At 35.4% G+C, this 12,444-nt stretch carries 9 protein-coding genes; all 9 read right to left on the bottom strand.

Annotated features, from left to right (window positions below; genetic code table 11):
• Positions 1 to 16: 16 nt before the first annotated feature.
• The 9 genes from ruvB to PHR76_RS04560 all read right to left on the bottom strand — a co-directional run bounded on the left by ruvB (position 17) and on the right by PHR76_RS04560 (position 12,438).
• Positions 17 to 1,039, bottom strand: coding sequence for a Holliday junction branch migration DNA helicase RuvB (ruvB, locus tag PHR76_RS04600; protein WP_300059033.1), 1,023 nt, complete (start codon positions 1,037 to 1,039; stop codon positions 17 to 19).
• Between the two features lie 120 nt (positions 1,040 to 1,159).
• On the bottom strand, positions 1,160 to 2,962 hold the full coding sequence (locus tag PHR76_RS04595; protein WP_300059031.1) for a cbb3-type cytochrome c oxidase subunit I: 1,803 nt from the start codon (positions 2,960 to 2,962) through the stop codon (positions 1,160 to 1,162).
• A gap of 23 nt (positions 2,963 to 2,985) precedes the next feature.
• A complete protein-coding gene (locus PHR76_RS04590; protein ID WP_300059029.1) occupies positions 2,986 to 4,140 on the bottom strand; it encodes a cytochrome c oxidase subunit II in 1,155 nt (384 codons plus the stop codon).
• Positions 4,141 to 4,159: 19 nt separating this feature from the next.
• Positions 4,160 to 5,497 carry a quinol:cytochrome C oxidoreductase gene (locus PHR76_RS04585; RefSeq protein ID WP_300059027.1) on the bottom strand — a complete coding sequence of 446 codons (1,338 nt, stop codon included), beginning with the start codon at positions 5,495 to 5,497 and terminating at the stop codon, positions 4,160 to 4,162.
• Positions 5,498 to 5,522: 25 nt separating this feature from the next.
• On the bottom strand, positions 5,523 to 6,086 hold the full coding sequence (locus PHR76_RS04580; RefSeq protein WP_300059026.1) for a cytochrome c: 564 nt from the start codon (positions 6,084 to 6,086) through the stop codon (positions 5,523 to 5,525).
• Between the two features lie 9 nt (positions 6,087 to 6,095).
• Complete coding sequence (locus PHR76_RS04575) at positions 6,096 to 6,620, bottom strand: DUF3341 domain-containing protein (RefSeq protein ID WP_300059024.1); 525 nt, start codon at positions 6,618 to 6,620, stop codon at positions 6,096 to 6,098.
• A 21-nt stretch (positions 6,621 to 6,641) separates the two neighbouring features.
• On the bottom strand, positions 6,642 to 8,039 hold the full coding sequence (gene nrfD / locus PHR76_RS04570; protein WP_300059022.1) for an NrfD/PsrC family molybdoenzyme membrane anchor subunit: 1,398 nt from the start codon (positions 8,037 to 8,039) through the stop codon (positions 6,642 to 6,644).
• 35 nt (positions 8,040 to 8,074) lie between these two features.
• Positions 8,075 to 11,140: a TAT-variant-translocated molybdopterin oxidoreductase gene (locus PHR76_RS04565; RefSeq protein WP_300059020.1), complete on the bottom strand. Its 3,066-nt coding sequence runs from the start codon at positions 11,138 to 11,140 to the stop codon at positions 8,075 to 8,077.
• Positions 11,141 to 11,166: 26 nt separating this feature from the next.
• Positions 11,167 to 12,438, bottom strand: a complete 1,272-nt coding sequence (locus PHR76_RS04560; protein ID WP_300059018.1) for a c-type cytochrome — start codon at positions 12,436 to 12,438, stop codon at positions 11,167 to 11,169.
• Positions 12,439 to 12,444: the final 6 nt, after the last annotated feature.

The following is a 12,444-nucleotide window of genomic DNA, read 5'->3' as shown; positions in this document are numbered from 1 at the left end:
CGAAAAATACTCCAGGCTAGAATAATCCACCTTGTATATTTGTTCTTATTTTACCCAAATGTTTATACGCTTTATCAGTCACTTCACGACCTCTAGGTGTTCGCATAATAAATCCTTCTTGAATTAAAAAAGGTTCATAAACTTCTTCGATAGTTTCGCCGCTTTCAGAAACGGCAGTAGCCAAAGTAGATAATCCAACTGGTCCTCCTTTAAACTTGTCAATGATTGTAATTAGAATTTTGTTATCCATTTCATCTAAACCATGGGCATCAACATGCAGGGCTTTTAAAGCATAGCGTGCTATTTCAATATCAATAGTTCCATTCCCTTTAATTTGAGCAAAATCTCTAACGCGACGCAATAGTGCATTGGCAATTCGAGGTGTTCCACGACTTCTTCCAGCGATTTCAATAGCAGCTTCCATCGAAATGGGAACTTTTAAAATTGAAGCACTTCGTTGAACGATAGTGGTTAGTAGTTCGGTATTATAATATTGTAGGCGACTTTGAATTCCGAATCGAGCTCTCATAGGAGCGGTTAATAAACCAGAACGAGTAGTCGCACCAACAAGAGTAAACGGATTGAGGTTGATTTGAACGCTTCGAGCATTTGGACCCGATTCAATCATAATATCAATTTTAAAATCTTCCATAGCAGAATATAAATATTCTTCTACAATTGGGCTTAATCGATGAATCTCATCAATAAAAAGGACGTCTCTTTCTTCTAAATTAGTTAATAATCCTGCTAAATCACCCGGTTTGTCCAATACAGGACCAGAAGTGATTTTAATTCCAACTCCTAATTCATTGGCAAGAATATTTGCCAAAGTAGTTTTTCCTAAACCGGGCGGACCATGAAATAAAGTATGATCTAACGCTTCCTCCCTTTGGTTAGCGGCTTCAACAAATACTTTTAAATTTTCGAGTACTTGATCTTGTCCGGAAAAATCGTCAAAAGAGAGAGGCCGAAGCTTTCTCTCAATATCTAACTCTTCTGGGTTATAATTATTTTTGGAAGGGTCTAAATTTTCATTCATGTCACAAAGATAGGAATAGTTATAAGAGAATGGATTGATTTATCTACTTGGATAAAGATAAATAAAAAAGCCCTTTCAAGAAGATGAAAGGACTTTAAATATGAATTAATAAAATATAGATTAATGATGTAATTTTTCTTCATCTGGACCCATTGGTACTGTTTGAGGAATAAAATCTTCTTCAAAACCAGGCTTACTATAATCATAAGGCCATCTGTGTACTTCTGGAATAGCTCCAGGCCAGTTTCCATGTATGTGTTCTACTGGTGCAGTCCATTCTAACGTATTAGATTTCCAAGGGTTTTGAACGGCTTTTTCTCCATAGAACATACTGTGGAAAAAATTCCAGATAAACACCAATTGGAAAGCTCCACCCACTAAGGCGAACAAAGTAATAATGACATTTACGTTTTGTAAATCATCAAACAATGGGAATGCTGTATTGGTATAATATCTTCTTGGTAAACCAGCCATTCCGATAAAGTGCATTGGAAAGAAAACACCATAAGCACAAATCGCTGTTATCCAGAAATGAACATATCCTAAATTTTTATTTAACATTCTACCGAACATTCTTGGGAACCAATGATAGATTCCTGCAAACATTCCATAAAGAGCAGAAATACCCATTACTAAGTGAAAGTGAGCAATTACGAAATAAGTATCATGAACGTTAATATCTAAAGTACTATCTCCTAAAATAATTCCAGTTAAACCTCCAGTAATAAAAGTAGAAACCATACCAATAGAGAATAACATTGCAGGGTTTAATTGCAGATTCCCTTTCCAAAGTGTAGTTATCCAGTTAAAGGCTTTAACCGCAGATGGAATAGCAATCAATAAAGTGGTAAATGTAAATACAGAACCTAAGAATGGATTCATCCCAGAAACGAACATATGGTGTCCCCAAACAATTGTAGATAAAAATGCAATTGCAATTACGGACATAATCATCGCTCGATAACCAAAAATTGGTTTGCGAGAATTAGTTGCCATCACTTCAGAAACGATACCCATTGCAGGTAAAATTACAATATATACCTCAGGGTGACCTAAGAACCAGAATAAATGCTCGAATAAAACAGGCGAACCACCTTGATAATGTAATACTTCACCGGCTATATATATATCAGACAAGAAGAAAGAAGTACCAAAACTTCTATCAAAAATTAATAATAATGCAGCAGATAATAATACTGGGAAAGAAACCACACCAATTATAGCGGTAACAAAGAATGTCCAAATTGTAAGCGGAAGTCTAGTCATAGACATTCCTTTTGTTCTTAAGTTAATTACGGTAACGATATAATTTAAAGACCCCATTAATGAAGAAGCAATAAATATAGCCATTGAAATTAACCAAAGAGTCATACCTGTCCCAGAGCCTGGAATTGCTTGAGGCAAGGCACTTAACGGAGGATAAATTGTCCATCCTGCAGATGCAGGTCCAGATTCAACAAACAATGAACTCAACATAATTACGGCTGATAAGAAAAATAGCCAATATGAAATCATGTTCAAGAATCCTGAGGCCATATCTCTAGCTCCAATTTGAAATGGAATTAAGAGGTTACTAAATGTTCCACTGAGTCCCGCGGTTAACACAAAGAAAACCATGATTGTTCCGTGAATGGTTACTAACGCTAAATAAATATCGTTACGCATCACACCTCCTGGAGCATAATTATCTCCTAAAAGAATATTAAATATTTGAAAAGACTCTTCTGGCCATGCCAATTGCATTCTAAACAACAACGACATACTCACACCAATGATACCCATTATCATACCAGTAAGAAGGTATTGTTTGGCAATCATTTTATGGTCAATACTAAAGATATACTTTGTGATAAAAGTATCTTTATGGTGATGTTCGTGCTCGTGTCCGTGATCTAATTCGTTTGAGTGATCTTGTGCTGACATAGTATTAAATTATAATTTTCTAATTATTTTATTTGTGCAACCAAAGTTGAATCTTTAATAGTCGCAGTAGAATCCATTAATACAGGAGCAGTTTCTACTGGTTTTTCTTGTGCTTTAATATTTTGTACTAAAGTCGTTTGTCCTTTAAGCCATTTTTTGAAATCTTCTGGGCTTTCTACTATAATTTTCATTTGCATGTTATAATGTGATTTTCCACAAATCTTATTACAAAGCAACAAGTAATCAAAAGTATAAGGATCTAAAGCTTCTTGGCCAAGAGCTACTAATTCTTTGCTTTTATCTGCTCTAATTTTATTGATAACATCAACTTTCTCTTTCATTTCCTTGGTGTTACGCATTTCGTCTGTAGTCACCGTAGGTGTAAACGCAAATTGGGTAACCATACCTGGAACACAGTTCATTTGTGCTCTAAAATGAGGCATATAAGCAGAGTGCAAAACATCTTGTGAACGAATTTTAAAAACTACTTTTACTCCTTTTGGCAAGTGTAATTCGGAAGCTTGTTTATCATCTTGAGCATTTGGATCGGCTAAATCAACCCCTAAAGTATTGATTCCTTCAATATAACGTACATTCGCTTTTCCTAACACATTATCTTCCCCAGCATAACGAACTTCCCATCCAAACTGTTTTGCATAAATTTCAACTACCATTGGGTTTTCTGTTTCCTCATCAACAAACATAATATTTGTCCATGCATATAATCCATAAAGAATTAAACCAGCTAAAGTAATCGCAGGAATAATACTCCAAACCGCTTCTAATTTATTATTATCTGCAAAATAAAGAGCTATTTTCCCTTTTTTCCCACGATATTTAAAAGCAAAATAATGCAATAATCCTTGTGTTATGGTCTGAACGATAAAAATCAAAATCATCGAAATCCACATCAAACGGTCAACATCCTCTCCATGTTCTGAAGCGGCATTACTCATTAATGGAAAATGACCATATTCTACAACACAGAAAATAGTAGTTAAATAGATGAATACCAAAAAGGCAAACATTAAATAACCATTGACACTATTATCATTATCATTTGCTACTTGAGTATTATTCGCACTATTACCAATTTGAGTTAAATCAAAAATCTTGGTTAATTGCCAAATAGCAACCGATACAAAAACTAAAACAATTAGAACTAACAAACTTGTCATCTGTTTAAATCTTTAAATATTAATAATGAAAATGTTTACTCTCTTCTATCAAAGGGTTTCTTTTTGGAAGTAACGGAGCCTTAGTTAAAGCAGTGAATACAACTAAAATAAACAATCCGGAGAAGAATAATAAGGAACCTATTTCTCCAACTCCAATAAACCATTGGTCACCAACAGTTGCAGGCATAATCATGGTGAAGAAGTCGACATAATGACCAAATAAAATCACAACACCGCCCATTACAATAATCCAAGTGATTCGTTTAAAATCAGTATTGATTAAAATAAGAAATGGGAAAATAAAGTTTATTGCTAACATTCCAAAAAATGGAAGGTTGTATTGTTCAATTCTAGTTACAAAATAAGTTACTTCTTCTGGAATATTAGAATACCAAATTAACATATATTGAGAAAACCATAAATAAGCCCAGAAAATACTCATTCCGAACATAAATTTAGCTAAATCATGGATATGGCTAGTATTAACATACTCTAAATAACCTTTAGATTTTAAATATAAAGCAACTAATGCGATAACAGTAATGCCACTTACAAAGAAGGATGCAAACACATACCATCCGAATAAAGTTGAAAACCAGTGAGGGTCAACCGACATAATCCAATCCCACGACATAATAGATTCGGTAACAATGAAAAACACTAAGAATGCAGCAGAAATTTTAAAATTCTTTTTGTAATATAAATTATCAGATGCTTCATCTTGAGCTAAACAATTTTTTCTAGAAAAATATCGGTATAAATTCCAACCAATTAAGAAAATGGCCGCACGAATTAACCAAGCATATTCATTTAAATAGCCTTGTTTACCAGCAAGTAATTTATCGAATTTTGGACTAGTAACATCAACTAATTCAGGATCCATCCACACAAACAAATGATTAAAATGGAAGGCAGACATCAGTAACAATACAAAAAATAGTATTGAACCTACTGGCAAATAAGCAGTTATTCCTTGCATAACACGAAATAAAACGGGAGACCATCCTGCTTGAGATACGATTTGAATGGCATAAAAAGCCAACACTCCAAGTGAAATTAACATGAAGAAAATTGCAGCAACATATAATGCAGCCCAAGGTTTATTTTGCAATTGGTGCAAAACGTGTTCTAAATGTTCTTGATGTTCTGCTTCATGAGCTTTTGCATCATGCGAATCTGCACCATGTGCAGGAGTTGCATGAGCAGCGTCGTGATTTGCATGTTCATCCGCTTTAAGAATGTTTTCTACCTCTGCAATTGTTTTGGGTGCAGAAATAAAACTATATCCAATTCCCAATAACCCAACTAACATGAGTACAATGGAAAAAACTTTTAATTTACTTGAAAGGGTATACATATCTATACAATCTAGTTGTCAATAATTATAATTTGCTTTTTAATTGGAGAACGTAATCAGTTACTAACCAACGCTCGTGTTGAGATAGTTGATTCGCATGTGAACCCATTGAATTTAATCCGAAAGTGATTACATGAAATATACTGCCTTCCGTAATTACTCTATCAGCATAACTAGGTACACCTAAAAACTTTTCGCGTTCTACTAATTTTCCTTTACCATTTCCTGAATCCCCGTGACAAATGGCACAATAAATTCCGTATAATTCTTTTCCTTTGGCTAATTCTTTCTCTGAAATACTATCAATAGGCGAAACTAAATTAGCTTTAGCCAATTCATAACCAGCAGTTGAGTTTTCATAATCATAGATTTCAAAACCTCTTTTTACAGTACCATCCGGTGGCAATTGTGCAGTTTGACCTTGAATTTGATGAATTCCATTAAATGATTCCGATTCTGCAAAGGTTTCATATCCAGCAGATTCATACATATTTGGAAAAAATTGATAATTTGGACTCTTCTTGTCGAAACAAGAAGTCACCGAAACGGCTAAACCAAATAATAATGTTATTTTAACTAAGCTTTTCATAGTTTTATATTAATGCTTTTCAACTACTTTAATTTCTACTGCTCCGGTTTGTTCTAAAAAGGATTTCAATTCATCCTCATTGTTATTCACTACAATTTCCATTAAAAAATGGTCATCGGTTGTTCTTACATCTGGATTTTCTGCTTGTTTGAATGGCCAAAGTTTACTTCTCATATAAAAAGTAATGACCATTAAGTGAGCTGCAAAAAAGACGGTAAGCTCAAACATAATTGGAACAAACGCAGGCATGTTTTCAAGGTAACTAAAACTTGGTTTACCTCCAATATCTTGTGGCCAATCTTGAATCATAATATAATTCATCATCCAAACAGAAAATGCTAGACCCACTACACCGTACATAAAAGAGGCAATTGCAAGGCGAGTTGGAGCTAGTCCCATCGCTTTATCTAATCCGTGTACGGGAAAAGGAGTGTATATTTCTTCAATATGATGATGGGCTTTACGCGATGCTTTAACGGCATCCATCAGGATATCATCATCATTATATAGTGCTTGTATAACTTTAGTACTCATAATTTCTTGCTACTAATTATCTTAATGATTGTGTGATTCAGCTTCTCTCTTTTTCTTATAAAACTCTCCAGAAGATTTCAAAATTGTCTTAACCTCTGCTTGAGCAATCACTGGGAATGAACGAGCGTATAATAAGAATAACACAAAGAAGAATCCAATAGTTCCGATATAAATTCCGATATCTACGAATGTTGGTGAGAACATTGTCCAAGAAGATGGAAGATAATCACGGTGTAACGAAGTAACGATAATTACAAATCGTTCAAACCACATTCCGATGTTTACCACAATCGAGATAACAAAAGAGAACATAATACTCGTTCTTAATTTTTTGAACCACATAAATTGAGGGGAAAAAACATTACAGGTCATCATTGCCCAATATGCCCATGCATAAGGTCCTGTTGCTCTGTTTAAGAAAGCGTATTGTTCATATTCTACTCCAGAATACCAAGCCACAAATAACTCGGTGATATAGGCAACGCCCACAATAGAACCTGTAATCATAATTACAATGTTCATTAATTCAATATGTTGAACGGTAATATAAGCTTCTAAATTAGATACCTTACGCATGATAATCAACAAGGTGTTTACCATTGCAAATCCTGAGAATACCGCACCGGCCACAAAATAAGGAGGGAATATAGTTGTATGCCATCCTGGAATAACCGACGTAGCAAAGTCAAAAGATACAATTGTATGTACAGAAAGTACAAGAGGTGTGGCTAAACCAGCTAAAACTAAAGAAACTTCTTCAAAACGTTGCCAATCTTTAGCTCTACCACTCCATCCGAAGGATAAAATTGAATAAACTCTTTTGGTAAAAGGAGTAATCGCACGGTCTCTTAACATCGCAAAGTCAGGAAGTAAGCCTGTCCACCAGAAAACTAAGGATACCGATAAATAGGTAGAAATTGCGAACACGTCCCATAGTAAAGGCGAGTTAAAATTCACCCATAATGATCCGAATTGATTTGGAATTGGTAATACCCAATATCCTAACCAAGGGCGACCCATGTGAATAATTGGAAACAATCCCGCTTGCATAACCGAGAAAATGGTCATTGCTTCTGCAGAACGGTTAATGGCCATTCTCCATTTTTGACGGAATAATAAAAGTACGGCAGAAATCAGTGTTCCAGCGTGACCAATACCAACCCACCAAACGAAGTTAGTAATATCCCAAGCCCAACCGACTGTTTTGTTTAATCCCCAGGTTCCAATACCGGTAGAAATAGTGTATATCATACAACCAACTCCCCAAAGGAAAGCGGCTAATGCGATTGAAAAAACAATCCACCATTGTTTATTGGCTCTCCCTTCAACAGGGGCAGCAACATCTACTGTAATATCGTGATAAGATTTATCACCAATAATTAAAGGTTTTCTAATGGGTGCTTCGTAGTGAGACGACATAATCCTTTATAGTATTTCTTATTAATATATTTTAATTATGTATTTCTAACCTTTACGTGATAGAATACATTTGGCTTTGTTCCAACATGTTCTAGTAAATGATACATCCGATCATCTTCAACAAGTTGAGCTACTTCACTTTCTTTGTTATTCACATCACCAAAAGCTAAAGCTCCTGTTGAACAAGCACTTGAACATGCGGTTTGGAATTCGTCATTATTCACAGGACGACCTTCTTTTTTCGCTTTCAAAATAGTTGCTTGTGTCATTTGAATACACATAGAACATTTTTCCATAACCCCTCTTGAACGAACATTCACATCTGGATTAATTACCATACGACCTAAATCATCGTTCATATGGAAATCAAATTCTTCATTTTTATTATATAAGAACCAGTTAAAACGACGTACTTTATATGGACAGTTATTTGCACAATAACGTGTACCCACACATCTGTTATAAGCCATGTGATTTTGACCTTGTCGGCCATGAGAAGTTGCCGCTACGGGACAAACTGTTTCACACGGTGCATGGTTACAATGTTGACACATTACAGGTTGGAAAGCAACTTGCGGATTATCTGCAGGATGCTCTAATTCGCCAAACCCACTTAATGATCCTTTTTCACCTGTTAAACCATCAAATTCATCTTTCTTCTTATTATCTCCAGCAAAAGTATCTTCAGAAGAATAGTATCTATCAATACGCAACCAGTGCATATCTCTACTTCTTCTAACTTCTGATTTTCCAACAACTGGCACATTGTTTTCTGCATGACATGCAATCACGCAGGCTCCACAACCTGTACAAGAATTCAAGTCGATAGATAAGTTAAAATGATGACCTATGGTTCTATCAAAACTATCCCATAAATCTATTTTTGTTGCTTCAATTGGTTTATGATCAATTGAAACCATTGGTGGTGGATTCCAAATTTTAGCATCGGTTTCTGAATTGAAAATAGCTAAAGTAGTTTCTTTAATAATATCTCCACGACCCATCAATGTTTTTTGCAACTGAACACAAGCAAATTCATGCTCTCCACTTTCTAAAGCAATAGTAGCCGACTGCGTAGTATTAAATCCTTTATAAAAAGCATAAGCATTTACACCAACTTGCATGGCCTCTTTTAAAGCAGCTTTTTTACCATATCCTAAAGCTAAACCGACCGTTCCTTTTGCTTGACCCGGTTGAATCATAACAGGAACCTTTTCTATTTTGGTGCTACCAACAGTAACTGTAACATAACTACCATTTAAACCACCGTTTGCTACATTATGGTTGATTATCTTATATTCCTCAGCATCTGCTTTTGAAATGGTTAAATAATTATCCCAAGAAGCTCTTGTGATTGGATCTGGAAATTCTTGTAACCAAGGGTTATTGGCTTGCTGACCATCACCCATTCCAGTTTTTGTATATAAATTTAATTCTAAACCACTTCCTTTTGACTGACTTAATGCAGAAGCTGCAGCAGAAAAATCAACAGTTGTAGCTGTATTGGTTAACAATGCATCGGTTACAAATAATCCGTCGTGGACTATTTGATTCCATGATTTACCTGATAAAATTGAAGTAGACCACATTTCTTTCAAATAATCAAAATACATTTGTTGATTACCTGTCCAAACCAAAAGATTATCTTGAAGTTGTCTCGAATTAAATAGAGGACGAATTGTAGGTTGCGTTATTCCGTATGTTCCTTTAATAAACTGAACATCACCCCAAGATTCTAAATAATGTGGTGCTGGAGCAGCGATGTTGGTTAAACTAGCCGTTTCATCTTCTTTCATAGAGATTGCCACCGATAGTTTTGCTTTTTTCAATCCATCAGCAAAGGCTTTCCCGTCTGCTAAAGTATATACAGGATTCACGCCACTCATGATAAGTGTATGAATTTTTCCCCCATTTAAGTCAGCCACTAATTGAGTTACTGCTTGGTTGGAACCTTTGCGAATTTGTCTTGTATGATTTGGATCAAATGCTTCACTATTTAATTTTGCATTTACTGCTAAAACTAATAATTGAGCATTGGTATCATCAATACCTGAAACTAAAACACCTTTAGATCCAGATTGATTTAATTGTTCTGCAATATTTACGATTTCAGCTTCATTTGCTAATTTCCCAACAGAAACAGGTGTTCCCGTAATAATACTGAAAATTTTTAATAAAGCTTGTTTTTGTTGTGCTACAGACATTGGAATTCGTTTATCAGCAGCGGCACCAGACAAAGTCATGTTGGCTTCTAGCTGAATATGCTTAGACATTTTTCCTTGTTTAGGAACTCTGCCCTGCGTATATCCTTTATCGAAACCACCACCTTGCCAGTCACCAAGAAAATCAGCTCCAATTGAAACGATAGTTGCTGCTTTGTCAAAGTTATATTCTGCTAAGGCTCTTTCTCCATAAGTCGCTTCAAAAGCATCTAAAGCTGTTGACGAAGAAACCGCATCATATATTACATGTTTAGCGGTTGGATTAGCTGTAATAAATTCGTTTATTAATTTTTCTGTAGAAGGGCTTGCCAACGTACCTGTAACCAAAACGATTTGACCACCCGTTGCGGCTGCTTCAGCTAAACTTGCTTTTACTTTGGCATCCACCTCAGACCAAGTAACTTCTTTTTGGTTCATTTTAGGTTGCTTTAAACGCAAGTTATCATACATCGATAAAACCGACGCATGAACACGGGCATTAGCTGCAAATTTTGCTCCTTCAATAGTGTTGTTCTCAATCTTAATTGGACGACCTTCACGTGTTTTTACTAGAATGTTAGCAAAATCAAAACCGTCAAACATCGATGTTGCATAATAATCTGCAATACCTGGAATTATTTGCTCAGGTTGAACAACGTATGGAATTGATTTGATAACCGGTCCTTCACATGCAGCCAATGAGGCAGCTGCCGTGCTAAAACCAACGTACTTTAAGAAATCACGTCTTGAAGTAGAGGAATTCGACAAATTTTCTTTATCTCCTAAAAATTCATCTGTAGGAATTGGCTCTACGAATTCGTTATTTCTTAACGCCTCAACAACAGAACTATTTTCATTTAGTTCTTCAACACTTTTCCAGTATTTTTTGTTTGATGACATACTGTATATATTAGCTTCTTAATTAATTAATAGTGACATTTTCCACATTCTAAACCTCCCATATCGGCAACAGTCAATTTGTCTTTGCCATATTTTTTAGAAAGTTCTTCGTGTATTTTTTTGTAATAATCATTGTCTTTTAACTTCACTTCTGTATCTCGGTGACAATTGATACACCATCCCATAGTCAAAGGTGCATGTTGTTTCATGATTTCCATTTCCTCAACAGGACCGTGACAAGTTTGACATTCAATTCCACCCACTGTAACGTGTTGTGAATGGTTAAAATAAACTAAATCTGGAAGATTGTGAATGCGAACCCATTTTACTGGCTTAGTTTTACCTGTATATTTTTGATTTGCTTTATCCCAACCAACCGCATCATATAATTTTTGAATTTCTAAATCATAAAACTCTTTGCTGTACTCCTCTGTCGCAGTCGATTCTGCAACTTCAGCAATGTTTTTATGACAGTTCATACAAACATTAAGCGAAGGAATATTAGAATGCTTACTATCTCGAGCTGCAGAGTGACAGTATTTACAATCAATACCATTGTCACCTGCGTGGATTTTGTGCGAATAATGAATTGGCTGAATTGGTTCATATCCTTGATCTACTCCAATTTGCATCATCCAACCATAAGCAAAAAAAGCACTAGCTAATAATAAGAAGATTGAAGTCACTAAAACTAAAAATTGATTTTTAGCAAAAGCTTTCCAAATTGGCATACTTGGCTCTTTTCTTAATGCATCAAGTCCGTTTGCGGTTGCAATTTTCTCAAGTACATTTCGCACTAGGAACAACATTACGACCAACATTGCTAAAACTAAGGCTAAAGCACCAAGAATTACTTCATTTGAAATTCCACCACCCGAACCTTGTGCATTAGCAGCACCACCAGCAGCTACTGCCACTACTGGCTCTGCTTTTGGCTCAACTGTATACGCAATGATATTGTCTAAATCGGCATCTGACAACTGCGGAAAAGCAGACATTGGCGACTTATTGTACTCATTAAAAATCTTGTTTGCTCTTTCGTCACCCGACTTAATCAAGTCTGCACTGTTTCGAATCCACTTATACAACCATTCTTTTTCATACTTATTACCAACATCTCTCAAGGCCGGACCTGTCATTTTTCCGTCTAACTTGTGACAAGCCGCACATTGAGCGTTAAATAATGCTTTACCAGCAGCTGCATCTTGTGCAAAAAGTTGAAATGAGAAAGCTAGCACAAATGCTAAGCTGAATTTGAAAATTCTTGAAATCGAATTAGGGTTACCCACCTTTTTCATATATAT

It is taken from the genome of Flavobacterium sp., assembly GCF_028689845.1.
GTDB lineage: Bacteria > Bacteroidota > Bacteroidia > Flavobacteriales > Flavobacteriaceae > Flavobacterium.
This window is presented reverse-complemented; position numbering and strand designations above follow the sequence as displayed.